This is a genomic window from Pseudomonas sp. QTF5, assembly GCF_000512695.2.
In the GTDB taxonomy this organism is placed as follows: domain Bacteria; phylum Pseudomonadota; class Gammaproteobacteria; order Pseudomonadales; family Pseudomonadaceae; genus Aquipseudomonas.
On the sequence record NZ_AZRW02000014.1, the window covers coordinates 75255 to 100663 of the forward strand.

A 25409-nucleotide genomic window follows, 5' to 3' on the forward strand; every position below is an offset into this window, starting at 1 on the left:
AAGTCTGGGCATCGCGCAGTGGCTGAATTCTTCGCCAACTGCCCAGGAGTAAGAATGAACACCCTCTTTATGCATTGCCGGCCGGGCTTCGAAAGCGAAGTCTGTTCCGAGATTTCCGAACATGCCGCGCGGCTGAACGTGGCCGGTTATGCCAAGGCCAAAACCGCCAGCGCCTGCGCCGAATTTATCTGCACCGAAGAAGACGGCGCCGAGCGCCTGATGCGTGGTCAGCGTTTCGCCGATCTGATCTTTCCGCGCCAGTGGGCTCGCGGGATCTTCATCGATCTGCCGGAAACCGACCGCATCAGTGTGATCCTCGCGCACATGGCTGACTTCCCGCTGTGCGGCAGCCTGTGGCTGGAAATGGTCGACACCAACGATGGCAAGGAGCTGTCGAACTTCTGCAAGAAATTCGAAGGCCACCTGCGCAAGGCGCTGATGGCGGCCGGCAAACTGGTGGAAGACGCCCACAAGCCACGGCTGCTGCTGACCTTCAAGAGTGGCCGTGAAGTGTTCATGGGCCTGGCGGAATCGAACAATTCGGCGATGTGGCCGATGGGTATTCCACGCCTGAAATTCCCGCGTGAAGCGCCGAGTCGTTCGACCCTCAAGCTGGAAGAAGCCTGGCACCATTTCATCCCCCGCGACCAGTGGGACGAGCGCCTGCACAGCGACATGACCGGTGTCGACCTCGGCGCCGCACCCGGCGGCTGGACCTGGCAACTGGTCAACCGCGGCATGCTGGTGACCGCCATCGACAACGGCCCGATGGCCGAAAGCCTGATGGACACCGGTTTGGTGCAGCATTTGATGGCCGACGGATTCACCTTCAAGCCCAAACAACCGGTGGACTGGATGGTTTGCGACATCGTCGAGAAACCGGCGCGCAACGCGGCGATGCTGGAAGAATGGATTGGCGAGGGGCATTGCCGGGAAGCGGTGGTCAACCTCAAGCTGCCGATGAAACAGCGTTATGCCGAAGTGAAGCGCTTGCTGGAACGTATTGCCGACGGGTTCAAGGCGCGGGGCATTCGGGTCGAAATTGGCTGCAAGCAGCTGTATCACGATCGCGAGGAAGTGACCTGCCATTTGCGCCGATTGGACGTGAAGAAACCCAAGTCCCGCTGAGTCACCCGGCCCCCTGTGGGAGCGGGCTTGCTCGCGAATGCGGACTGACATTCAACATTGATGTCGACTGACCCACCGCTTTCGCGAGCAAGCCCGCTCCCACAGGGACGGCGTTATGCCATAGATGACCGAACACCCGGCAATGCGCGACAATGCCGGCAAGTTTCAGGAGTAAATCATGAGTGAAATGATCGATACGCCGGTAGACGGCACCCTCGACGCCACCGGCCTCAATTGCCCGGAACCGGTGATGATGCTGCACCAGCACATCCGTGACCTGGTGCCCGGCGGCCTGCTAAAGGTGATCGCCACCGACCCGTCGACCCGTCGCGACATCCCCAAGTTTTGCGTGTTTCTCGACCACGAACTGGTCGCGCAGCATGAAGAGGCAGGCACCTACCTCTACTGGATCCGCAAGAAACTCGCTTAACCCGCCGTACGACTGATGCGGATCCGCTTGCGTGCACTACGCGTCAGGCGGATCGACAGCATCAGCGCCGCGCAACTCAAGCCGACAATCAAACCCTGCCACAACCCGCTCGGGCCACTCGGCGCACCGAGCCAGTCGGTCAGGCCCAAGGCGTAACCCACCGGCAAACCAATCCCCCAGTACGCGAACAGCGTCAGGATCATCGTCACCCGAGTGTCTTGATAGCCGCGCAGTGCGCCGGCCGCTGTCACCTGGATCGCATCGGAAAACTGGAACAGCGCCGAATACACGATCAGCATCGCGGCCACCTGAATCACCGTCGGGTCGGCGGTGTAAATCGCGGCGATGGGTTCGCGCAGCCACAACATCATGCTCGCCGACAGGCAGGCGTAAGCCAGCGCAGTGCCCATGCCGACCCCGGCGGCGAAGCGTGCTTCGCGTGGTTCCTCACGGCCGAGTGCCTGGCCGACCCGCACGGTCACGGCCATGCCGAGGGAGTAGGGGATCATGAACACCAGCGAGCTGAAGTTCAGCGCAATCTGGTGCCCGGCGACCACGGTGGCGCCGAGGCTGCCGATCAGCAGGGCGATCACGGCGAAGATGCTCGACTCGGCGAACACCGCGATGCCGATCGGCAGGCCGATGCCCAGCAGACGCTTGATCACCGACCACTGCGGCCAGTCGAAACGGCTGAACAACTGGCTCGACTGATAGACCGGCGCCCAGCGCTCCCAGCCGGCCATCCCCAGCGCCATCACCCACATCACGATCGCCGTGGCCCAGCCGCAGCCGACACCGCCCATGGCCGGTACGCCAAAGTGGCCGTAGATGAAGATGTAGTTGAGTGGAATATTCAGCGCCAGCCCACACAGGCCAAGGACCATGGCCGGACGGGTGCGACCCAGGCCATCACTGAAGCAGCGCAGCACGTGATAGAACGCGACGGCAGGCAGACCGCTGGCGATGCCGTGCAGATACTGCATGCACGGGCCGATCAATTCGGGATCGACTTTCATGATGTGCAGGATCGGTTCGGCGCTGAACAGCATGCCGGTCGCCATCAAACCCACGACCAGCGCCAGCCACAACGCCTGACGTACGATCGGGCCAATCTCGCTGTGCTTGCCGGCGCCGAAGCGCTGGGCGACTTTCGGGGTGGTGGCCAGCAGTGTGCCGGTCATCAGCAGAAACACCGGTACCCAGATCGAGTTGCCCAGCGCCACGGCCGCCAGATCTCGAGGCCCGACACGTCCGGCCATCACCGCATCGACGAAGCCCATGGCGGTGGTCGCCAGTTGCGCGATCATGATCGGCAACGCCAGGCCGAGCAGGTTTTTCAGCTCCAGGCGAACCCGGGCCGGGCGGTTGAGGGAAATAGCGGCGGGGCGGTCAGTCACGGAATTCAAGGCGAAACGTCCAAAGGATTTTGATGCGCAAGGCGGCGCATTCTACGCCTTGACGCGGTGGTCAGGAAAAATCCTGTGTTAGGGATTTGTAAATGGTTTTCGGACGTTGCGACATTCCCTGTGGGAGCGGGCTTGCTCGCGAAGGGGGAGTGCCAGTTGACGTCAATGTTGCCTGACACACCGCTTTCGCGAGCAAGCCCGCTCCCACAGGATGAGTGGTCCCTTCACATTAAAGGTGAACAATGCCTGCTGGCCCACCACGGTCATCTCCGCCTACACTGCCGGTCCGCCAAAGGAGCCTGCCATGCTGATTGTTGCCGACGAAAATATCCCGCTGCTCGATGCCTTCTTCGAAGGCTTCGGTGAAATTCGCCGAGTGCCTGGACGTGCCATCGACCGCGCCACTGTCGAGCAGGCCGATGTGCTGTTGGTGCGTTCGGTGACCAACGTCAATCGAGCGTTGCTCGAAGGCAGCAAGGTGCGCTTTGTCGGCACGTGCACCATCGGCACCGATCACCTGGATCTGGATTACTTTCAACAGGCCGCCATCACCTGGTCCAGCGCCCCAGGCTGCAATGCCCGGGGTGTGGTCGATTACGTGCTGGGCAGCCTGCTGACCCTGGCCGAAATCGAAGGTGCCGACCTGACTCAACGCACCTACGGCGTGGTCGGCGCCGGTGAAGTGGGCGGGCGGCTGGTCAAGGTTCTGCAAGGTCTGGGCTGGAATGTGCTGGTCTGCGATCCCCCACGGCAAGCCGCTGAAGGGGGCGATTACGTCAGCCTCGAGCAGATCATCGAGCAATGCGACGTCATCAGCCTGCACACTCCGCTGAACAAGCAAGGCCCTCAGTCGACCTGGCATCTGTTCGATAAAAACCGTTTGAACCAACTTAAGCCGGGCACTTGGCTGATCAACGCCAGTCGTGGTCCGGTGATCGACAACGCCGCTCTGCGCCAGGTGCTGTTGCAACGTGAAGATCTGCAAGCGGTGCTGGATGTCTGGGAGGGCGAGCCTGAGGTCGATGTGGCATTGGCCGAGTTGTGTGTGCTGGCGACGCCGCACATTGCCGGTTACAGCCTCGACGGCAGGCAGCGCGGGACGGCGCAGATCTATCAGGCGCTTTGCGAGTTCCTTGGGCAACCGGAGCAGGTCAGCCTGAACGACTTGCTCCCAGCGCCGTGGCTGTCGGCGGTGACGTTGAACGCCAATTGCGATCCGGCCTGGGCGCTGGCGATGTTGTGCCGTGGCGTATACGACCCACGCCGTGACGACGCGGATTTCCGTCGCAGCCTTGTAGGCAATGTGAGCGAGCAGCGCGCGGCGTTCGATGCGCTGCGCAAACATTACCCGCTGCGGCGTGAGATCGATGGGTTGAAGGTGCGGATCGAGGGAGATTCGCCGGCGTTGCAGCGGATCGTGGCGGCGTTGGGTGCTTCGGTTCTATAAGAGACCGAGTTGGCCCTTTCGCGAGCAAGCCCGCTCCCACATTTGATCTTCAGCGAACACAGGTGTTGTGTACGACAGAGATCAAATGTAGGAGCGGGCTTGCTCCCGAATGGCGACACCGCAATTCTTCGATAAGCACCCATAAAAAACCCGGCTAAAAGAGCCGGGTCAAGAAGACGGTGGCTATATCACTTTTGTTCGGCAGGCTTGACCAATCGCTCTTCCAGTTCGCGGCAAGCGTCCTGGATCATGTTTTCAGTGATCGGTACTTCGTGCCCATCCTTATCAATAATCGAGCAACCCAGAGACTGGTCTGGTTGCGTGCGGATCACTGGAATCTTGTCATCGCTGCTGTTTTGCAAGGACATGGCCTGTCTCCTCATCAGGTTGTGTGCTTACTGTAGAACCGCCAGGTGACCAGGCTGTGACAACTCCCTGCGATCTTCAGGTCGGCATCCTCAGTCCATCAGAAATACTCTGACGTTTCCACCCGGACTTTAGACCAATAATCTCTAGCCACTAGTCTTGGCGGTCATAATTAACCTGACTCATTATGATTTACAGCGTTCAATCCCATTGACGGTGTAGGCTTGGTCGAGTCAAAGCCCATTGGTTGCGCCATCGGATGATCTTCATGCTCTCTTCTCGTCACCGCCGCGCCATTCGTCTGGCCAGTCGTTTCCTCGCACCTTATCGGTGGCCGGCCTTCGGCGCCTTGCTGGCGTTGATCGTCACTGCTGGCATCACTTTGTCCATGGGGCAGGGGATTCGCCTATTGGTGGATCAGGGTTTCATGACCCAGTCGCCGCATTTGCTCAACCGATCCATCGGCGTGTTCATGCTGCTGGTGATTGGTCTGGCGATCGGCACCTTTGCACGGTTTTACCTGGTGTCGTGGATCGGCGAGCGTGTTGTCGCGGACATCCGCCGTCGGGTGTTCAACCATCTGGTGTACCTGCATCCGGGGTTTTATGAAGACAACCGCAGCTCCGAGATCCAGTCGCGGCTGACCGCCGACACCACGCTGCTGCAGTCGGTGATCGGCTCTTCGCTGTCGCTGTTCCTGCGTAATGGGCTGATGGTGATCGGCGGGATTGTCTTGCTGTTTATCACCAACCCCAAACTCACCAGCATCGTCGTGGTTGCGTTGCCGCTGGTGGTTGCGCCGATCCTGATTTTTGGTCGCCGGGTGCGCACCCTGTCACGTCTGAGCCAGGACCGGATTGCCGATATCGGCAGCTATGTCTCCGAAACCCTGAGCCAGATCAAAACCGTGCAGGCCTACAACCATCAGGTTCAGGACGAGCAGCGTTTTGCCATAACCGTGGAAGAGGCTTTCGATACTGCCCGCAAGCGCATCTTCCAGCGTGCCTGGTTGATTACCCTGGTGATCCTGCTGGTATTGGGCGCCGTCGGGGTGATGCTCTGGGTCGGCGGCATGGATGTCATCGCCGGGCGGATTTCCGCGGGTGAGCTGGCAGCGTTTGTCTTTTACAGTCTGATCGTCGGCGGTGCCTTTGGCACGTTGAGTGAAGTGATCGGCGAACTGCAGCGAGCAGCGGGGGCGGCGGAGCGGATTGCCGAGTTACTGCGTTCGGAAAACATCATCCAGCCACCGACCCAGGGTCTGGTGACTTTGCCTGAGCGGGTGAAGGGCGATCTGGTGCTACAGGGTGTGCGTTTTTCCTACCCGTCGCGTCCGCAAAGCTATGCCGTCGATGGTTTGAATCTGACGATTAACGCCGGCGAAACCCTGGCATTGGTTGGGCCATCGGGTGCGGGCAAGTCAACGGTGTATGACCTGCTGCTGCGCTTTTACGACCCCGCCCAAGGACGCATCCTGTTGGACGGTGTGCCGCTGACTCAACTTGACCCACTGGACCTGCGCCGCTGTTTCGCCCTCGTCTCACAAACCCCGGCGCTGTTCTACGGCAGTATCGAAGAGAACATTCGCTACGGCCACCCTGCGGCGACGTTGGCTCAGGTCCAGGAAGCCGCGAAAATCGCCTACGCCCATGACTTCATCGAGCAAATGCCCAACGGCTACCAGACCCACCTCGGCGACGCAGGTCTCGGTTTGTCCGGCGGGCAACGCCAGCGCCTGGCCATCGCCCGGGCGCTGCTGGTGGACGCGCCGATCCTGCTGCTGGACGAAGCCACCAGCGCCCTCGATGCCCAGAGCGAGCACCTGATCCAGCAAGCCCTGCCCAGCCTGATGAAAAATCGCACCACGCTGGTCATCGCCCACCGATTGGCCACAGTGAAAAACGCTGACAGGATTGCGGTGATGGACCAAGGGAAACTGGTGGCGGTGGGGACGCATCAGGAGCTGATTGCGAGTAATGCACTGTATGCGCGGTTGGCGGCGTTGCAGTTCAATGACGGCAAGGCCGAAACCGATCTGCGAGCGTAGGCGCTGTTGGTTCGGGACGATCTTTTCGATTCCATCAAAGATCGAAAATGGCCACGAGGTTTAAATAAATGTGGCCGCGTTCGGGCATTATGTCGGCCTCAGTTGCGAGCCTGGATGAGGATATGAGCCGTTATCAACCACCGTTGACCCTGACCACAAGAATATTGGCGTTGATCGCTGAGATCAGTGAGCAGATTGGTCAGCTTTCGGCGATGGATGATCGTCGGCAGACGCCTCAACTGCGCCGTAGTAATCGAATTCGTACGATTCAGGCTTCTTTGGCGATCGAGAACAACACCCTGAGCATTGAACAGGTGACTGCCGTTCTGGCAGGGCAGCGAGTGCTTGGCCTGCCACGAGAAATCCAGGAAGTACGTAACGCTTTTACAGCCTATGAATCCATGCCGCAGTGGCAGCCGAGCAGCCGGTCCGACCTGCTCCAGGCACATGAGTTGCTGATGCGGGGATTGATTGACGACTGTGGGCAGCTTCGTCGAGCCGGGGTGGGCATCTACCGTGGCGAGAAATTGGTTCATATGGCTCCGCCACCGAGTCGCGTTGGGCATTTGATGGATGATTTGCTGGCATGGCTCGCAGCTTCGGACTGGCATCCGTTGATCACTAGCTGTGTTTTCCACTACGAGTTTGAGTTCATCCATCCTTTCGCCGACGGTAATGGGCGTATGGGCCGTCTTTGGCAGACCTTGATACTCAGTCAATGGCGACCGGTGCTGGCTTATCTGCCGGTCGAAGCGGTTATTCGAGAGCAGCAGGACGATTATTACGCCGCATTATCGGCAGCCGACCAATTGGCCGAATCAACTCCTTTTGTCGAGTTCATGCTGCAAGCGCTGAGCCTTGCCCTTCAGGAGGCCGCCAGGAGCGACCCAGTAACCGATCTAGTAACCGACCCAGTAACCGACCAAGTAGCGAAATTGCTTTGGGCTCTCGATGGAAGCGGTCCGCTGAAGATCAGTGAGTTGATGACAGAGGTCGGGTTGGCTCACAAGGCGACGTTTCGGGCTAACTATCTCAAACCGGCGTTAGCCGCCGATTTGATTGAAATGACAAACCCCGAGTCGCCCAATAGTCCGGCTCAAAGCTATCGCTTGACCGGACTTGGCAAGCAGACTGCGGCACGGTCAAGATCTGTGTAGGAACTGCCGCAGGCTGCGATCATTGCCTTGTGCTGCAAACAAAAATGCCCGTCTCGAAAGAGGCGGGCATTTTTTTACAGTTGCGGAAAAGAGCGCTGCCTGCGGCAGCGCCTACAGATCATTGATCGTCGAAATACCGTTCATGCCAATCCACCAACGGCTGTGGTGAGTTGAGCTTCTGGCCGTAGATCACCGAGTACGACAATACGTTCTGCACGTACTGCCGGGTTTCGTCGAACGGGATGCTTTCCACCCACACATCGAAGCTCAGGTGATCGGCGCCACGCAGCCATTGACGAACGCGGCCGGGGCCGGCGTTGTAGGCGGCAGAGGCGAGGACGCGGTTGCCGTTGAACTGGCTGTGGACCTGGCTCAGGTAAGCGGCACCGAGCTGGATGTTCTTGTCCGGGTCGAACACCTGCTGCGGCGAGGCCAGAGGAATGCTGAACTTGCGCGCGGTTTCCTTGGCGGTGCCGGGCATCAGTTGCATCAGGCCGCTGGCGCCGACACCGGAGCGTGCGTCGGCCATGAAGGCGCTTTCCTGGCGGGTGATCGCGAATACCCAGCTCGAATGCAGTCCACGGACCTTGGCTTCACGGACCAGGGTTTCGCGGTGGGCCATCGGGAAGCGGATGTCCAGGTCGTCCCAGTACTTCGCCTGACTGATGGTACGGATCGCCGGGAAATACCATTTCAGGTCGTAAGCCAGTTTCGCCTGGGCGACCATTTCATCGCGGCTGAAGTGCCGGCTGACGTGGTACCACTCGCGACGACCGTCGACGATTTGCCCGCGCGCATGGAATTCCAGGGCACGTCGTATGCCAGGGGTATTGCGCACCTTGTTGATCAGCGCCTGACTGAGTACCAGCGGTTTGTTGTTCAGCGAATAAGGGGATTGCGAGCGATCGGCCGCCAGGAAACCGTAGAAGTCGCGCTCGCGAGCCAGGCCCTTGTAAAGCGTCTGTGCTTCTGGATTCTGTGGCTGTGCCAGCTCCAGGCTGCGAGCCTGCCAGTAACGCCAGCGGTTGGTGGTGGCCAGGTCCTGGGGCAGACGACGGGTCAACTGATAGGCATCGTCCCAACGGGCCAGGCGCAATAGCAGGCGCAAGCGCCATTCGGAAACGGTGTTGTCCCGCAGCTCCGGATCGTATTTGGTCATCACGTCCAGCGCGCGGCTGTCGAAACGACGAGCGAGGGTCAGCCCGATTTCCCGGGCAATCGCGACTTTTTCGTCACGAGAGAAGTGCATGCTGTTGGCGTAACCGTCGAGCAGGGCCATGGCCTTGTCCGGATCCTGACGGGCCAGGCGGCGCAGGCCCAGGCTGACGATGTCGGACATCGGTTCATCCGCCGGGGTGAAGCGCGACGGCTGATTGAGCAGTTCGGGTTTCTGCGCCACATCCACCAGCAGGCGACCGCGCGGGGCGAGTGTTGTCAGGCCATTGATCAGGCTGTTGGCCAGCGGATAGTTGCGCGCCTGGGCGGCGAGCTTGGTGCGTTCCCAGCGTTTCTGTTCAGTCAGTTGACCATCGGCGGCCCACATGCCGAACACCGCATCGCAAGCGTCGGGTTGGGTTTTGCCGGTCAGCCAGAGTTTATCGGCGTTGGCGTAGCCTTCGGTCTTGCGGTTATGGCTGATTTGATACTGCGCGTTCAGGCAGTCCAGTTCGGTGAAATTGAGTTTGGGGTCATAATATTTGGCGAAGGTCGCCCAGTCGCCGCGTTCGGTCAGCCAACGCAGCCAGCGCAACTTCATCCAGTTGGCTTGCGGCAGGTCACCGTGTTCGGCGAGGAATTTTTCGATTTCGGCATTGCTCGCGGTTTTCAGACGCGCGGTCAGTTCGTCATAAGCCAGATAGGGCTCCAGCGGATAATCGCTCAGAGCCTGGCTGTAACGGAAATAAGGGCCGGAATCGCCTTTGGCCAAGGCACGCTTGGCTTCATCGTAATACTGGCGTTGGGTGGACAGGTCCACCGCCTGGGCGGATTGAGCGGCAGCGGCTGTAAGAAGCAAACACGAAAAAAGACTGAAAAGGCGACTGCGCATGAGACGTCCGGGCAGAGAAATCATGACAAGTGCCGGCAAGCGCGGCACTGAATTGTCTGTAGCTTAGCCTTTTGCCAGCAGCGGGCGAAAGCTTTGCCGAGCGGTCGGCACAAGTTCGCAACAATTGTTGTGCAGAGTGCTTCAACATTGAAATTGCCGGCCTTCTGCAGCCTCAAGTCAGGTAGAATGCGCGCCCGGTTTTTGGAGAAGCTCATGACCCTGCTCAAATTCAGCGATGTGTCCCTTGCTTTCGGCGCTATGCCGTTGTTGGACAAGGTGTCCTGGCAGATCGCCCGTGGTGAGCGGGTGTGCATCATCGGCCGCAACGGCACTGGCAAGTCCAGCATGATGAAGCTCGTCAAGGGCGACCAGAAGCCTGATGAAGGCTCTGTTTGGCGCGCACCTGGCCTAAAGATTGGCGAATTGCCGCAAGAATTGCCGGTAGCCGACGAGCGGACCGTGTTCGACGTGGTTGCCGAAGGCCTGGACGGTGTCGGCGAGCTGCTCGCGCAATATCACCACCTGAGCCAGAACATCGTCACCGATGCCGATCTGGACAAACTGATGCACGTCCAGCACGACCTCGAAGCCCGCGACGGCTGGCGTTTGCAGCAACTGGTCGACAGCACCTTGAGCCGCTTGCAACTGCCGGCCGACAAGACCCTCGCCGAACTGTCCGGCGGCTGGCGTCGCCGCGTACTGCTGGCTCAGGCTCTGGTTTCCGAACCGGATCTGCTGCTGCTCGACGAACCGACCAACCACCTGGACATCGGCGCCATTGCCTGGCTCGAAGAAGCGCTGAAGGATTTCCAGGGCGCCGTGCTGTTCATCACGCACGACCGTTCATTCCTGCAGAACCTTGCGACCCGTATCCTGGAACTGGATCGCGGTGGCCTGATCGACTGGAACGGCGACTACGCCAGTTTCCTCGTGCACAAAGAGGCGACGCTGGCGGCTGAAGAAACCGCCAACGCGCTGTTCGACAAGAAACTGGCCCAGGAAGAAGTCTGGATCCGCCAGGGCATCAAGGCACGTCGCACCCGTAACGAAGGCCGTGTTCGCGCATTGAAAGCCCTGCGCGTCGAGCGCAGCGAGCGTCGTGAGCGCACCGGCAAGGCCAACATTCAACTGGACACCGCTGACAAGTCCGGCAAGCAGGTCATGGTCCTCGAGAACGTGAGTTTCGCTCACCCGGGCGGTCCGTTCCTGATCAAGGATTTCTCGATGGTCCTGACGCGCGGCGACCGTATCGGTCTGCTTGGCGCCAACGGTACCGGCAAGACCACGCTGCTGAAGCTGATGCTCAGCGGTCTGCAACCGACCAGCGGCACAGTGGAAGAGGGGACGCGCATCGACGTGGCCTACTTCGATCAGTTGCGCCATCAGCTGGACCTGGAAAAGACCGTGATCGACAACGTGGCCGAAGGTCGCGATTTCATCGATATCGATGGTCAGAGCCGCCACGTGCTGAGCTACCTCGGCGACTTCCTGTTCAGCCCGCAGCGTGCCCGCACGCCGGTCAAGGCGCTGTCCGGTGGTGAGCGTGCCCGTCTGTTGCTGGCCAAACTGTTCAGCAAACCGGCGAACTTGCTGGTACTCGACGAACCGACCAACGATCTGGACGTGGAAACCCTCGAGCTGCTGGAAGAGGTCTTGCTGACCTTCAATGGCACTGTGCTGATGGTCAGCCACGACCGGGCATTCCTCGACAACGTGGTCACCAGCACCTTGGTCTTCGAAGGCGAAGGCAAGGTTCGCGAATACGTCGGTGGTTATCAGGACTGGCTGCGTCAGGGCGGCTCGCCGCGCCTGTTGGGCGTGACCGAAAGCAAGTCCGGCAAGGCCGACCTGAACTCGGCTGTCGTCACTGCTGAACCAGTGCCAGTCGCTGCGGTAGTAGAGGCGCCGGTGGCAAAGAAGAAGCTCAGCTACAAGCTGCAGCGTGAGCTGGAAATGTTGCCGAGTCAGATCGAAGCCATGGAACAGCAGATCGTGGTGGTTGAGGCGCAGATGGCGGATGCCGGCTTCTATCAGCGTCCTGCTGCCGAGACGGCTGCGGTGATCGCTCAGCTGGAGCAGTTGCAGGCTGAACTCGACGTGATGGTCGAGCGCTGGGCCGAGCTGGATGCCTGATTGATCCGGCTATAAAAAAGCCCGGCGTTCAGTGATGAACGCCGGGCTTTTCGTATGAAATGCGATCTACTGGCCGACATAGATTCACTGTGGGAGCGGCGGTGCGACGATTCGACTTGCTCGCGAAGAGGGACTTACATTCAACATCAATGCTGACTGAATGTCCGTCTTCGCGAGCAAGCCCGCTCCCACATGAGTGTTGTGTTGTCAGCTTTTGATCAGGCGCACCGCGAGCACATCGCAAGGCGCGCCGTGCAGTACGTCATTGGCGGTGGAGCCGAGTAACAGCGCCAGACCGTGTCGGCCATGACTGCCCACCACGATCAGGTCGCACGTTTGCTCCTTGGCGAGGTGATGAATCTCCTGGCGCGGCTGGCCGTAGGTCAAGTGGCTGTATTCCTTGGAGAGTTCCGGGTATTTCACGATCAATCGCTCAAGGCGCTCTTTGGCCTGATCGAACTGTTGTTGTTGCAACTGGGAAAGGTCCATCGGTACGTCGCCGCCAAAGGCCATGGCCATCGGTTCGACGATATGCACCAGGGACAGCTTCGCGCCATTGCTCACCGAGAGTTCGCGAGCTCGGTGAATGACAGGATCGCACTCTTCGGTTAGGTCTACAGCGACCAGAATGTGGTGGTAGGGCATGAGGTGCTCCTCCTGAGGATTGCAATATTGGTAAGTATGGCTGGTTTCAAGCGCATTGGTTTCAAAGTGACTCAATGGGCTCATCAAGAATCGGGAGTACAGATATGACGGTCTGGATAGTGGTGTCAATCCTGCTGGTGGTCTTGAGCCCACTGGCTTGGTTGCGACCGTCTCGCGTTCAGAGCGGGCGCATGGCCCTGCGCATGGAGGCGCGGCGCATTGGCCTGGCCATGCAGCTGGCGCCCCAGGAATGGCCGCACTGGCTAAGCCAGGAGCCGCCGAGCCCTTGCGCCCAATACCATCGGCCGCGCCGTGGCACGCGACCGGCGTGCTGGAGTTACTGGCAGAAGGCGCCGGGCGTGTGGGTCAATCAGTGGCAGGAGGTCTGTGAGGATGGGATGCTGCTGAATCATTTCGAAAAATTGCCTGCCAACGTCTACAAGGTCGAGGCAGACAAACAAATGATTGCCCTGTATTGGGGCGAGAAGGGCGACGCATCTGTTTTGCAACAAATCGACACCACCCTCAAAGCACTCGCCTGAAACCCGGTTTCCCCGTAGGAGCTGGTGCGTCGTCCGGCAGACAGGCAATAAAAAGCCCGACATCATCATCGGGCTGAGGTTGGCCAGGCAGGCCGGTAATTCGATAGGGCTGATCTTACGCTGGACATTCGTCCTAAGCGTTCAAATTTTTTCTTCAGGGTCCCGCCCAGCGTAGCTTGTTAAACACAGGCTGCCGGACATTAGGGCGACTTTTCTAACTATTGATTCTATGAATGGCCTCACATGCATCAGCGTGTTGCAGGGCTTCGTGGTACGGAAGTGACCGGAAAGTCGCGTTTCAACCAGTATTTTGGGCGATTGACAATTGCCGGAAATTCCGTGAAGGTGACATACCCAAATCAAACGGGCGTATGAAATGAGCGTTTGTATTACAGAACGCTCCTACAGAATCCCGACTATCGCGTTGGCGGGTGTGCCGGGTGAGTTGGCGTTAGCATTGACGATAAACGTCCCTGCCGAGCCTGTCGCCTGCGTCCGACGTGTACTGTTCAGCTTCCATATCGTGGAGATCAGTTGATGATTTACGAAGGTAAAGCCATCACGGTTAAGGCTCTTGAAAGTGGCATCGTCGAATTGAAATTCGACCTCAAGGGTGAGTCCGTCAACAAGTTCAACCGTCTTACCCTGAACGAACTGCGTCAGGCTGTAGACACCATCAAGGCAGATGCTTCGATCAAGGGTGTGATCGTCAGCAGTGGCAAGGACGTGTTCATCGTCGGCGCCGACATCACCGAATTCGTCGACAACTTCAAGCTGCCGGATGCAGAGCTTGTCGCTGGTAACCTCGAAGCCAACAAGATTTTCAGCGATTTCGAAGACCTCAACGTCCCGACAGTCGCCGCGATCAATGGCATCGCGCTGGGTGGCGGTCTGGAAATGTGCCTGGCGGCAGATTTCCGCGTCATGGCCAATACCGCCAAAATCGGTCTGCCGGAAGTCAAGCTGGGCATCTACCCAGGCTTCGGCGGTACTGTGCGTTTGCCGCGCATCATCGGTGCCGACAACGCCATCGAGTGGATTGCTGCCGGTAAGGAAAACCGCGCTGAAGACGCGCTGAAAGTCGGTGCCGTCGACGCCGTGGTTGCCCCGGAGAAATTGCAGGAAGCGGCTCTGAACCTGCTCAAGGGTGCCATCTCCGGCGAGTTTGACTACAAGGCCAAGCGTCAGCCGAAACTCGAGAAGCTCAAGCTCAACGCCATCGAACAAATGATGTCGTTCGAAACCGCCAAAGGTTTCGTGGCCGGTCAAGCGGGCCCGAACTACCCGGCTCCGGTTGAAGCGATCAAGACTATCCAGAAAGCCGCGAACTTCGGTCGCGACAAGGCGCTGGAAGTCGAAGCCACCGGTTTCGTCAAGCTGGCCAAGACCTCTGCCGCGCAGAGCTTGATCGGTCTGTTCCTGAACGATCAGGAGCTGAAGAAAAAGGCCAAGGCCTACGACGAAATCGCCAAGGACGTGAAGCAGGCCGCCGTATTGGGCGCCGGCATCATGGGGGGTGGTATCGCTTATCAGTCGGCCTCCAAAGGTACGCCGATCCTGATGAAAGACATCAACGAGCACGGCATCGAGCAAGGTCTGGCCGAAGCCGCCAAGCTGCTGGTGGGCCGCGTTGATAAAGGTCGCATGACTCCGGCGAAAATGGCCGAAGTGCTCAATGGCATTCGTCCGACCCTGTCCTACGGTGATTTCGGTCACGTCGACCTGGTCGTCGAAGCCGTTGTCGAGAACCCGAAGGTCAAGCAAGCCGTTCTGGCCGAAGTCGAAGACAAGGTCAAAGAAGACACCATCCTCGCGTCCAACACTTCGACCATTTCCATTACCTTGCTGGCCAAAGCCCTCAAGCGTCCGGAAAACTTCGTCGGCATGCACTTCTTCAACCCGGTGCACATGATGCCGCTGGTTGAAGTGATCCGTGGCGAGAAGTCCAGCGAAGTGGCCGTTGCCACCACCGTTGCCTACGCCAAGAAAATGGGCAAGAACCCGATCGTCGTCAACGACTGCCCGGGCTTCCTGGTCAACCGCGTGCTGTTCCCGTACTTCGGCGGTTTCGCCAAACTGGTCAGTGCCGGCGTGGACTTCGTCCGCATCGACAAGGTCATGGAAAAATTCGGCTGGCCGATGGGCCCGGCATACCTGATGGACGTGGTCGGCATCGACACCGGTCACCACGGTCGCGATGTAATGGCTGAAGGCTTCCCGGATCGCATGAAGGACGATCGCCGTTCGGCCATCGACGTGCTCTACGAAGCCAAGCGCCTGGGCCAGAAGAATGGCAAGGGCTTCTACGCTTACGAGACCGATAAGCGCGGCAAGCAGAAGAAAGTCGCCGATCCTTCGGTACTGGAAGTGCTCAAGCCAATCGTGTTCGAACAGCGCGAAGTCACTGACGAAGACATCATCAACTGGATGATGATCCCGCTGTGCCTGGAAACCGTGCGTTGCCTGGAAGACGGCATTGTCGAAACCGCCGCCGAAGCCGACATGGGTCTGGTCTACGGTATTGGTTTCCCTCCATTCCGTGGCGGTGCGCTGCGCTACATCGACTCGATCGGTGTTGCGGAGTTCGTTGCCCTGGCTGACCAGTACGCTGATTTGGGCGCGCTGTACCACCCGACCGCGAAGCTGCGTGAAATGGCCAAAAACGGTCAGAGCTTCTTTGGTTAAGCGCCCACACTAGAGCGAGAGTGAAAGTATATGAGCTTGAATCCTAGAGACGTCGTGATTGTCGACTTCGGTCGTACGCCGATGGGCCGCTCCAAGGGCGGCATGCACCGCAACACCCGCGCCGAAGACATGTCGGCGCACCTGATCAGCAAATTGCTGGAGCGCAACGTCAAGGTCGACCCGAGCGAAGTCGAAGACGTGATCTGGGGCTGTGTGAACCAGACCCTGGAGCAGGGCTGGAACATCGCCCGCATGGCGTCCCTGATGACACAGATCCCGCACACCGCGGCCGGCCAGACCGTCAGCCGTCTGTGTGGCTCGTCGATGAGTGCTCTGCACACCGCTGCGCAAGCGATCATGACCGGTAACGGTGACGTGTTCGTGGTTGGCGGCGTCGAGCATATGGGTCACGTGAGCATGATGCACGGTGTCGATCCGAACCCGCACATGTCTCTGTACGCGGCGAAAGCCTCGGGCATGATGGGCCTGACCGCGGAAATGCTCGGCAAAATGCACGGCATTACTCGCGAACAACAGGACGCCTTTGGCGTGCGCTCCCACCAGCTCGCCCACAAGGCGACTGTGGAAGGTAAGTTCAAAGACGAAATCATCCCGATGCAGGGCTACGACGAGAATGGTTTCCTGAAACTGTTCGACTACGACGAAACCATTCGTCCGGAAACTACCCTGGAAAGCCTGGCGGCTCTGAAGCCAGCGTTTAATCCAAAGGGCGGCACCGTGACAGCCGGTACTTCGTCGCAGATCACCGACGGTGCTTCGTGCATGATCGTGATGTCGGCGCAGCGTGCACAGGACCTGGGCATACAGCCTTTGGCGGTGATTCGTTCGATGGCAGTGGCAGGTGTGGACCCGGCGATCATGGGCTATGGTCCAGTACCGGCAACACAAAAAGCACTGAAGCGCGCGGGTCTTGGTATCAACGATATCGACTTCTTCGAGCTCAACGAAGCTTTCGCCGCACAGGCGCTGCCAGTGCTGAAAGATTTGAAAGTGCTCGACAAGATGAACGAGAAGGTTAACCTGCACGGCGGCGCGATCGCCCTGGGTCACCCGTTCGGTTGCTCTGGTGCCCGTATCTCCGGCACTTTGCTGAACGTGATGAAGCAGAATGGCGGCACCTTCGGGGTGGCTACCATGTGCATTGGTCTCGGCCAAGGCATCTCCACCGTCTTCGAACGCGTTTAAGCGTTTCGCTGATGGAAGCCGGGGCCAAGTGCCCCGGTTTTTGTTTTTCCGGATTTATTTTATCTTTATTTTGAAAAAATTTGAGTGAGGGCCAAAGCATGCCGATACAACCTGGGCTCTACGAACATTACAAAGGTCCGCAGTATCGCGTATTCGCTGTTGCGCGGCATTCTGAAACCGAAGAGGAAGTGGTCTTTTACCAAGCCCTGTATGGCGATTACGGCTTTTGGGTGCGTCCCTTGAGCATGTTCCTGGAGTCGGTCGAGGTTGACGGCGAACAGGTGCCACGCTTTGCTTTGGTGCAAGCCGAACCGAGCGTTTTTCCGCAGCCATAAGGGGAGTGCGCGCAGATCCCTGTGCTTGACCTCACCTTGTAGCCACTATATATAGCGGTGCCGCGTCAGGCGCCAACCGCCTTTCACTTCTAGAATTCAGGAATTTTCTGATCCATGGGCAAATCGCTGGTCATTGTGGAATCCCCGGCTAAGGCCAAGACCATCAACAAGTATCTGGGTAACCAATACGTGGTGAAGTCGAGTATCGGCCATATCCGAGACCTGCCCACCAGCGGTTCGGCTAGCGCCAGCAAAGAGCCTGCCGCCAAGCGCGGCAAGGCCGCCGCAGGTGAAGGTCCGGTGCTCACGCCGAAAGAGAAAGCGCGCAAGCAGCTGGTCTCGCGCATGGGTGTCGATCCCGATCATGGCTGGAAAGCCAAGTACGAGATCCTCCCGGGCAAGGAAAAAGTCATCGAAGAGCTGCGCCGGCTCGCCAAAGATGCTGACACCATCTATCTCGCAACCGACTTGGATCGCGAGGGGGAAGCCATTGCCTGGCACCTGCGCGAAGCCATCGGTGGTGACGACAGCCGCTACAAGCGCGTGGTGTTCAACGAAATCACCAAGAAAGCGATCCAGGAAGCCTTCTCCAAACCGGGCGAGCTGGACATCGATCGAGTAAACGCCCAGCAGGCGCGCCGCTTCCTCGACCGTGTGGTGGGTTACATGGTTTCGCCGCTGCTGTGGGCCAAGATCGCCCGTGGCCTGTCCGCCGGTCGCGTGCAATCGGTTGCCGTGAAGCTGGTGGTCGAACGTGAGCGTGAAATCCGCGCGTTCAACCCGGAAGAATACTGGGAAGTGCATGCCGACCTCGGTACTGCCAAGGGCGCGACCGTGCGCTTCGACGTGGCCCGCGAGAAAGGCGAAGCCTTCAAGCCGCTGAACGAAGCCCAAGCCATGGCCGCGCTGGAGAAGCTCAAGGCCTCCAGCTACAGCATCGTTAAACGTGAAGACAAGCCGACCAGCAGCAAGCCGTCGGCACCGTTCATCACCTCCACCCTGCAACAGGCCGCGAGTAACCGCCTGGGCTTCGGTGTGAAGAAAACCATGATGATGGCCCAGCGTTTGTACGAAGCTGGCTACATCACCTATATGCGTACCGACTCCACCAACCTCTCGGCCGATGCCGTGGCGATGGCGCGTACTTATATTGAAGGCGAGTTCGGTAAAAAGTACCTGCCGGAAAACCCGAACGTCTACAGCAGCAAGGAAGGCGCACAAGAGGCTCACGAAGCGATTCGTCCGTCCGACGCCAATACCGAGCCAAGCAAGCTGTCGGGCATGGAGCGTGATGCCGAGCGGCTTTACGAGCTGATCTGGCGCCAGTTCCTGGCCTGCCAGATGCTGCCGGCCCAATACCTGTCGACCACAGTCACCGTCGGTGCCGGCGACTTCGAGCTGCGTGCCAAGGGCCGCATCCTGAAGTTCGACGGTTACACCCGCGTCATGCCGCAAATTGCCAAGCCAGGCGATGACGACGTGCTGCCGGACATGGCCCAGGGCGACGCGATGAAGCTGATCAAGCTTGATCCGACCCAGCACTTCACCAAGCCGCCGGCGCGTTACTCGGAAGCAAGCCTGGTTAAAGAAATGGAAAAACGCGGCATCGGTCGTCCTTCGACCTACGCGGCGATCATTTCGACCATCCAGGACCGCGGCTACGTGGCGCTGCACAACCGTCGTTTCTATTCGGAAAAGATGGGCGACATCGTTACCGAGCGTCTGGCCGAGAGCTTCTCCAATCTCATGGACTACGGCTTCACCGCCGGCATGGAAGAGAACCTCGATGACGTGGCTCAGGGCGAACGCGACTGGAAAAACGTGCTCGACGAGTTCTATGGCGACTTCAAGAAAAAACTCGAAGTGGCAGAAAGCCCGGAAAACGGCATGCGGGCCAACCAGCCTGTCATGACTGACATTCCGTGCCTGACCTGCGGTCGTCCGATGCAGATTCGTACTGCCTCGACGGGCGTATTCCTCGGTTGCTCGGGCTATAGCCTGCCGCCGAAAGAGCGCTGCAAAGCCACCGTCAACCTGGTGCCGGGCGATGAAATCGCTGCGGACGATGAGGGTGAGTCCGAGTCGCTGGTCCTGCGTGGCAAGCATCGCTGCCCGATCTGCAGCACGGCCATGGACGCTTACCTGCTCGACGAGAAGCGCAAGCTGCACATCTGCGGTAACAACCCGGATTGCTCTGGCTACGAAATCGAAGAGGGTACCTATCGCATCAAGGGCTACGAAGGTCCGAGCCTGGAATGCGACAAGTGCGGCAGCGAGATGCAGCTCAAGACCGGTCGTTTCGGCAAGTTCTTCGGTTGCACCAATGCGACCTGCAAGAACACCCGCAAGCTGCTGAAAAGCGGTGACGCGGCGCCGCCGAAGATGGACCCGGTGAAGATGCCTGAGCTCAAATGCGAAAAGGTCAACGACACCTACATCCTGCGCGACGGTGCTTCCGGCCTGTTCCTGGCGGCCAGCCAGTTCCCGAAAAACCGCGAGACCCGTGCTCCGTTGGTCATGGAGATCGTGCCGCACAAGGATGAGATCGATCCGAAGTATCACTTCCTCTGCGAAGCGCCGAAGAAAGATCCGGACGGCCTTCCTTCGGTAATTCGTTACAGCCGCAAGACCAAAGAGCAATACGTGCAGACTGAGGTTGATGGTAAGCCGACTGGCTGGAAGGCGTATTACGACGGCGGCAAGTGGACGGTTGAAGACAAGCGTCCAGCAGCCAAAGCTTAAAAGCCGCTGTATACAAAAAGGCCGCATGACAACCCTCGGGTTTTCATGCGGCCTTTTTTGTTTTGGGCTTGCGGGAGGCTCAGGTGATCCACGACACTGTCTGACCTGCGTGAAGCAATTATTTCGTTGTGGAGGCTGCCGTCATGGCCCACGAACTCTATACCCGTACCAACCAGAAGATTTATTTCGCCGGCCTGTCGCTGGAAGCGCTCGCCAAAGCCGAAGAGGGGCGGGCGATGAACGCCTTGGCGCTGATTCAGGCCGGGCGCGAGTCGGCGTTGTTTCACCTGTACGGTGCGCTGTTGGGGCTGTGCCATGAAATCGCCGGTTTCTATCGCCTGCCGCAGGCCAATGCGCCGCGGGCAGAGATGCTGCTGACCCGCGAAGTGCTTGAAACCATCGCTATTCCGGAAATGGCCGAGATGGTCGAACTGGCGCAAAACCCTGAAACCTGGCTGGCGAAGCTGCTGTCGGCATATGCCGCATTGTTTCAGCCGCCTCGCGCTCCGCATAAGCCCAAGGGCGATGTGACGCAGCCGCTCATTCTGGCCGTTAATCTGGATGAAGAAGAGACGCCTGAAGAGTTGAGTCGGGAAGAGCTGGAGAGCTGGCGTCAGAACCTTAAAGGTCTGGCGATTCGGTTTCGCGAAGGGTTGAACGAGTGCTGAAAGATTGAGTGTTTAGGGGTGGGTCCGCTCAAGGAAGAGTGATGTCAGAAATTTCTCTTCGTGATGGCATTTGGTCAAGATCCCGAGCGAAGCTTGGCTGATGCCTATATAATCCCCGCCTTTCGTGGAGAACAGACCTTTATGCCAACGTCCTTTCTAGAAATTGTCGAGTTACCAGACGGCCGAATCGAGCTGCGCAGGGCCGAGGACGAAGGTTCTCTGGTTACTTTGGATTTCTCCGAGGATGCCAAGGTTTTCCTGCAAGGCCAGCATGTGGAAGTCGCCAAGGCGATGTTGAGCGTCGGTGTTCAGATGGCAGGACGCCTGGTTGAAGGCGAATTTGATAAGGAAGAGGGGGCACGGGTTCTTCATTGATCCCGCCCGTCGGATTCTTCGGATACCTCTACAGATTGGCTTCTCTATCCCTGGAGAAGCCCCGCGCTGTTCAGCGCGCACCGTGTTTATCAGTTAACCCAGTCGAATATTCAGACTTTGCGCATCCCCGGTACGGGCGGCACTGATCAACTGTTGCCGCGACGTTGTGCTCAGCGGGTTAAGCCAGCTGACGACCGTATGGCTGCGGCCAAGTCGCAAGGCTTCGCAGGTCAACTGCTGAGCGCTCTGTGTGCCGCGCGGTTGCAGGAGCAGAATGCGCTCACGGTTCAGGCCGGCGTCCCGTAACCAGGCTTGTGTCAGGCTGGCGGGCGGGGCGATCAGTGTCAGCCAGCGTGCATCCTGATCCTGACTCAGTTCCCTGAGAATCGGTGCCAGAAGGTTCAGGCAGTTCCCGGCCGCGCCGCGCAGTGATAGCTCGCTGAAAACTTCGGGCTCGGCGCTCCAGGGCGATTCGACCACGTCTTTCAGGATCGGCGCCAGCGGCTGTGCCATGAACGCCTCGAACAACGGCAATTGGGCTTGCTGTGAGGTATGTGGGAACTGCATAAAGCCTCCTTTAGCGGCGAATCACGCCGACACTCAAGCCTTCGATTACCAGTTCCTGATCTTTCAGGTTGACTTCGATAGGGGCGAATTCAGGGTTTTCGGCAATCAACCAGACCTTGCTGCCATCGCGCTTGAAGCGCTTGACGGTCACTTCGTCGCCGATCCGCGCCACCACGATCTGGCCGTTGCGGGCTTCACGGGTGGTGTGGACGGCCAGCAGGTCGCCGTCGAAAATGCCGACGTCCTTCATGCTCATGCCATGGACCCGCAGCAGATAGTCGGCGCGAGGATGGAAGAACGAAGGGTTGATGTTGCAGGATTCTTCGATGTGCTGTTGGGCGAGGATCGGCGCACCGGCAGCCACTCGGCCGATGATCGGCAAGCTGGACTCGTCGGCCTTGGCTTCGAAGCCAGGGATGCGGATGCCGCGGGAGGCGCCCGGGGTCATTTCTATCGCGCCCTTGCGGGCCAGTGCCTTGAGGTGTTCTTCCGCCGCATTGGGCGACTTGAAACCCAATTCCTGAGCGATTTCCGCGCGGGTCGGCGGGTAGCCGTTGTCTTCGAGGCAACGTTTGATGAAGGCCAGAATCTCTGCTTGGCGTGGCGTCAGCTTTAGCATATTGATCGCTCTGTCTTTTTATACAGTGACTGGGATTATATACAGTGAACTGGTCTTGGCAATGCCCCTTTTTTTGTCGGCCGCTGTACGGTCATTTCGCTCGCCGATTGAAGCGCCATTGTTGTATGGTTAAATACCTGACCGACCATTCCCAAAACGAACCGCCAGACTTGACAAGGCCAGGGCTGAAACGTATGTTTCAAACAAGTGTTTGTCAGGCGGAGTAGTCATGGCCCAGTCGGAAACCGTTGAACGCATTCTCGATGCTGCCGAGCAGTTGTTCGCGGAAAAAGGTTTCGCTGAAACCTCATTGCGTTTGATCACCAGCAAGGCCGGTGTCAATCTGGCAGCGGTGAACTATCACTTCGGGTCGAAGAAAGCGCTGATTCAGGCGGTATTCTCGCGTTTTCTCGGGCCATTCTGCCTCAGTCTCGATAAAGAGCTGGAGCGCCGTCAGGCCAAGCCCGAGAACAAGCCGACCCTTGAAGAGTTGCTGGAGATCCTTGTCGAACAAGCCCTGGTGGTGCAGCCACGCAGTGGTAACGACTTGTCCATTTTCATGCGTTTGCTGGGACTGGCCTTCAGTCAGAGCCAAGGGCACTTGCGTCGTTATCTGGAAGATATGTACGGCAAGGTGTTCCGCCGCTACATGATGCTGGTCAACGAGGCTGCGCCGCGCATTCCACCGATCGAACTGTTCTGGCGCGTGCACTTCATGCTCGGTGCCGCGGCGTTCAGCATGTCAGGGATCAAGGCCTTGCGTGCGATTGCCGAGACCGATTTTGGCGTCAACACCTCCATTGAACAAGTGATGCGTCTGATGGTGCCATTCCTGGCTGCTGGCATGCGCGCTGAAACCGGCGTTACCGACACCGCCATGGCTACCGCGCAATTGCGTCCACGCAGCAAATCGGCCCCGGTCGCCGCCAAGGTTTAACCGCGCACGGGTGGGCGCGGCAGCTGACATCCGCTAAGCTAGCCGCCCATGCCGACTCTCGTTCTGAATCCGCCCCTCATTGATATCGCCGACCTGCCGGGCACAGCCCATGGCGGCGAATTCGTGCGAGCCGGGTTTATCGTAATCAAGGAATTTCTATGACTGCTGGCCTGCAAGGCTCGTTGATGGTGGACGTCGCCGGTACCTGGCTGACGGCTGAAGATCGCCAATTGTTGCGTCAGCCCGAAGTGGGCGGCCTGATCATTTTTGCCCGCAACATCGAGCATCCGCGTCAAGTGCGCGAGTTGAGCGCTTCGATCCGCGCCATTCGTCCCGATCTGCTGCTGGCGGTAGATCAAGAGGGCGGTCGGGTTCAGCGGCTGCGTCAAGGCTTCGTGCGACTGCCAGCCATGCGTGCCATCGCCGATAACCCGAATGCCGAAGACCTGGCCGAGCAGTGTGGCTGGATCATGGCGACCGAAGTGCTGGCAGTCGGTCTCGACCTGAGCTTTGCCCCGGTGCTGGACCTGGATTACCAGCGCAGTGCGGTGGTCGGGACCCGTTCGTTCGAAGGTGATCCTGAGCGCGCCGCTTTGCTCGCCGGTGCATTCATCCGCGGCATGAACAGTGCCGGAATGGCCGCTACCGGCAAGCATTTCCCGGGTCATGGCTGGGCCGAGGCCGATTCCCATGTCGCGATTCCCAACGACGAGCGTAGCCTCGACGAGATCCGCGCCAACGACTTGGTGCCGTTCGCGCGATTGAGCAAGCAACTGGCCGCCGTCATGCCGGCTCACGTGATTTATCCACAGGTCGACTCCCAGCCTGCAGGTTTCTCCCGTCGCTGGTTGCAGGACATCCTGCGCGGCGAGCTGCAGTTCGATGGTGTGATCTTCAGCGACGACCTGTCCATGGCCGGTGCCCACGTGGTTGGTGATGCCGCCAGTCGCATCGAAGCGGCATTGACTGCCGGTTGCGACATGGGCCTGGTGTGCAACGATCGCGCGGCTGCCGAATTGGCCTTGAGCGCCGCCCAGCGTTTGAAGGTCAAACCTTCGGCGCGCATTGCGCGGATGCGTGGGCAGGCGTACGCCAGCACCGAATACCGTCAAGACCCGCGCTGGCTAGCGGCCATCGGCGCGCTCAGAGAAGCTCAATTGATCGATTAAGGACTCTTCGTTATGACGGTTTACTCGATTATCGGTGGCACCGGCCTGACGCAACTCGAAGGTCTGAGCATTCGTCAGTCATTGGCGGTGGACACGCCTTACGGCGCGCCTTCGGCCGAGGTGCAGATCGGTGAGTATGCCGGCAAGGAAGTGCTGTTTCTCGCGCGTCATGGGCACCCACACCGTTTCCCGCCGCATCAGGTGAACTACCGCGCCAACCTGTGGGCCTTGAAGCAGGCCGGTGCCGAAGCGATTCTCGCGGTCAACGCCGTGGGCGGGATTCATGCCACGATGGGCACCGGACATTTCTGCGTGCCGCATCAATTGATCGACTACACCAGCGGTCGTGAACACACCTATTTCGCCGATGACCTGGAACAGGTCACCCACATCGACTTCAGTTATCCCTACAGCGAACCCCTGCGTCAGCAATTGATCGCGGCGTTGGCGGCTGAAGGGGTTGGGTATAGCAGCCATGGCGTGTACGCCTGCACCCAGGGCCCACGTCTGGAAACCGTCGCTGAAATTGCGCGGCTGGAACGTGACGGTTGCGACATCGTCGGCATGACCGGCATGCCTGAAGCGGCATTGGCACGTGAGCTGGAACTGGATTACGCCTGTCTGGCGCTGGTGGTGAACCCGGCGGCGGGCAAGTCGACAGCGGTGATCACCATGGCCGAGATCGAGCAGGCATTGCATGACGGGATGGGCAAGGTGAAGTCGACGTTGGCGCGGGTGTTGAAGGGCTAAGACGTAAC

General features: G+C 59.1%; 22 protein-coding genes. 16 read left to right on the plus strand and 6 right to left on the minus strand.

The annotated features are described in order from the left end of the window. Positions 1–54 precede the first annotated feature (54 nt). Both rlmM and tusA read left to right on the plus strand, forming a co-directional pair. Positions 55–1128, plus strand: a complete 1074-nt coding sequence (gene rlmM, locus IC37_RS13715) for a 23S rRNA (cytidine(2498)-2'-O)-methyltransferase RlmM (protein WP_008072978.1) — start codon at positions 55–57, stop codon at positions 1126–1128. A gap of 178 nt (positions 1129–1306) precedes the next feature. After that, entirely contained in the window at positions 1307–1558 is a 252-nt protein-coding gene (gene tusA / locus IC37_RS13720) for a sulfurtransferase TusA (protein WP_007907805.1), read from the plus strand. Here the strand turns inward: tusA and IC37_RS13725 are convergent. Next, positions 1555–2964 carry an MATE family efflux transporter gene (locus tag IC37_RS13725; RefSeq protein ID WP_030128428.1) on the minus strand — a complete coding sequence of 470 codons (1410 nt, stop codon included), beginning with the start codon at positions 2962–2964 and terminating at the stop codon, positions 1555–1557. The genes tusA and IC37_RS13725 overlap by 4 nt on opposite strands. 304 nt (positions 2965–3268) lie before the next feature. Here IC37_RS13725 and pdxB point away from each other — a divergent pair, with 304 nt between their 5' ends. Then, on the plus strand, positions 3269–4411 hold the full coding sequence (gene pdxB / locus IC37_RS13730) for a 4-phosphoerythronate dehydrogenase PdxB (RefSeq protein WP_030128427.1): 1143 nt from the start codon (positions 3269–3271) through the stop codon (positions 4409–4411). 188 nt (positions 4412–4599) lie between these two features. Here the strand turns inward: pdxB and IC37_RS13735 are convergent, their stop codons facing one another. Further along, the gene (locus IC37_RS13735) at positions 4600–4779 is read right to left on the minus strand and encodes a PA1571 family protein (RefSeq protein ID WP_030128426.1); all 180 of its coding nucleotides are present in this window, start codon (positions 4777–4779) and stop codon (positions 4600–4602) included. Between the two features lie 266 nt (positions 4780–5045). Between IC37_RS13735 and IC37_RS13740 the strand changes: the two genes are divergently transcribed. Together IC37_RS13740 and IC37_RS13745 are read left to right on the plus strand one after the other, a co-directional pair. Next, positions 5046–6824 (plus strand): ABC transporter transmembrane domain-containing protein, encoded by a 1779-nt coding sequence (locus IC37_RS13740; protein ID WP_030128425.1) that lies wholly within the window; start codon positions 5046–5048, stop codon positions 6822–6824. Positions 6825–6946: 122 nt separating this feature from the next. Next, positions 6947–7981 carry a Fic family protein gene (locus IC37_RS13745; RefSeq protein ID WP_030128424.1) on the plus strand — a complete coding sequence of 345 codons (1035 nt, stop codon included), beginning with the start codon at positions 6947–6949 and terminating at the stop codon, positions 7979–7981. A 118-nt stretch (positions 7982–8099) separates the two neighbouring features. Here the strand turns inward: IC37_RS13745 and IC37_RS13750 are convergent, their stop codons facing one another. Then, positions 8100–10028: a transglycosylase SLT domain-containing protein gene (locus IC37_RS13750; RefSeq protein WP_030128423.1), complete on the minus strand. Its 1929-nt coding sequence runs from the start codon at positions 10026–10028 to the stop codon at positions 8100–8102. 213 nt (positions 10029–10241) lie between these two features. Between IC37_RS13750 and IC37_RS13755 the strand changes: the two genes are divergently transcribed. Continuing rightward, positions 10242–12161: an ATP-binding cassette domain-containing protein gene (locus IC37_RS13755; RefSeq protein WP_030128422.1), complete on the plus strand. Its 1920-nt coding sequence runs from the start codon at positions 10242–10244 to the stop codon at positions 12159–12161. A gap of 207 nt (positions 12162–12368) precedes the next feature. Here IC37_RS13755 and IC37_RS13760 read toward each other — a convergent pair whose 3' ends face one another. Further along, positions 12369–12806: a universal stress protein gene (locus IC37_RS13760; RefSeq protein WP_030128421.1), complete on the minus strand. Its 438-nt coding sequence runs from the start codon at positions 12804–12806 to the stop codon at positions 12369–12371. A 104-nt stretch (positions 12807–12910) separates the two neighbouring features. Here IC37_RS13760 and IC37_RS13765 point away from each other — a divergent pair, with 104 nt between their 5' ends. From IC37_RS13765 to IC37_RS13795, 7 genes are all read left to right on the plus strand, one after another. Then, positions 12911–13348, plus strand: a complete 438-nt coding sequence (locus IC37_RS13765) for a hypothetical protein (RefSeq protein WP_030128420.1) — start codon at positions 12911–12913, stop codon at positions 13346–13348. 537 nt (positions 13349–13885) lie between these two features. Beyond that, positions 13886–16033: a fatty acid oxidation complex subunit alpha FadB gene (gene fadB, locus IC37_RS13770; RefSeq protein WP_030128419.1), complete on the plus strand. Its 2148-nt coding sequence runs from the start codon at positions 13886–13888 to the stop codon at positions 16031–16033. 30 nt (positions 16034–16063) lie between these two features. Beyond that, positions 16064–17239 (plus strand): acetyl-CoA C-acyltransferase FadA, encoded by a 1176-nt coding sequence (gene fadA, locus IC37_RS13775; RefSeq protein WP_030128418.1) that lies wholly within the window; start codon positions 16064–16066, stop codon positions 17237–17239. 98 nt (positions 17240–17337) lie between these two features. Further along, positions 17338–17574, plus strand: a complete 237-nt coding sequence (locus IC37_RS13780; RefSeq protein WP_007907781.1) for a DUF1653 domain-containing protein — start codon at positions 17338–17340, stop codon at positions 17572–17574. Positions 17575–17688: 114 nt separating this feature from the next. Next, a complete protein-coding gene (gene topA, locus IC37_RS13785) occupies positions 17689–20316 on the plus strand; it encodes a type I DNA topoisomerase (RefSeq protein WP_030128417.1) in 2628 nt (875 codons plus the stop codon). Between the two features lie 143 nt (positions 20317–20459). Beyond that, positions 20460–20984 carry a DUF6586 family protein gene (locus IC37_RS13790; RefSeq protein WP_030128416.1) on the plus strand — a complete coding sequence of 175 codons (525 nt, stop codon included), beginning with the start codon at positions 20460–20462 and terminating at the stop codon, positions 20982–20984. 141 nt (positions 20985–21125) lie between these two features. Further along, positions 21126–21359 (plus strand): hypothetical protein, encoded by a 234-nt coding sequence (locus IC37_RS13795; protein ID WP_030128415.1) that lies wholly within the window; start codon positions 21126–21128, stop codon positions 21357–21359. A gap of 93 nt (positions 21360–21452) precedes the next feature. Here the strand turns inward: IC37_RS13795 and sulA are convergent, their stop codons facing one another. Continuing rightward, positions 21453–21926 (minus strand): SOS-induced cell division inhibitor SulA, encoded by a 474-nt coding sequence (gene sulA / locus IC37_RS13800; RefSeq protein WP_030128414.1) that lies wholly within the window; start codon positions 21924–21926, stop codon positions 21453–21455. A 10-nt stretch (positions 21927–21936) separates the two neighbouring features. Then, the gene (gene lexA / locus IC37_RS13805) at positions 21937–22545 is read right to left on the minus strand and encodes a transcriptional repressor LexA (protein ID WP_007907770.1); all 609 of its coding nucleotides are present in this window, start codon (positions 22543–22545) and stop codon (positions 21937–21939) included. A 229-nt stretch (positions 22546–22774) separates the two neighbouring features. Between lexA and IC37_RS13810 the strand changes: the two genes are divergently transcribed. From IC37_RS13810 to IC37_RS13820, 3 genes are all read left to right on the plus strand, one after another. Then, a complete protein-coding gene (locus IC37_RS13810; protein ID WP_007907768.1) occupies positions 22775–23482 on the plus strand; it encodes a TetR/AcrR family transcriptional regulator in 708 nt (235 codons plus the stop codon). Between the two features lie 170 nt (positions 23483–23652). Further along, positions 23653–24651: a beta-N-acetylhexosaminidase gene (nagZ, locus tag IC37_RS13815; protein ID WP_177319494.1), complete on the plus strand. Its 999-nt coding sequence runs from the start codon at positions 23653–23655 to the stop codon at positions 24649–24651. 12 nt (positions 24652–24663) lie between these two features. Beyond that, on the plus strand, positions 24664–25401 hold the full coding sequence (locus IC37_RS13820; protein WP_030128413.1) for an S-methyl-5'-thioinosine phosphorylase: 738 nt from the start codon (positions 24664–24666) through the stop codon (positions 25399–25401). Positions 25402–25409 lie beyond the last annotated feature (8 nt).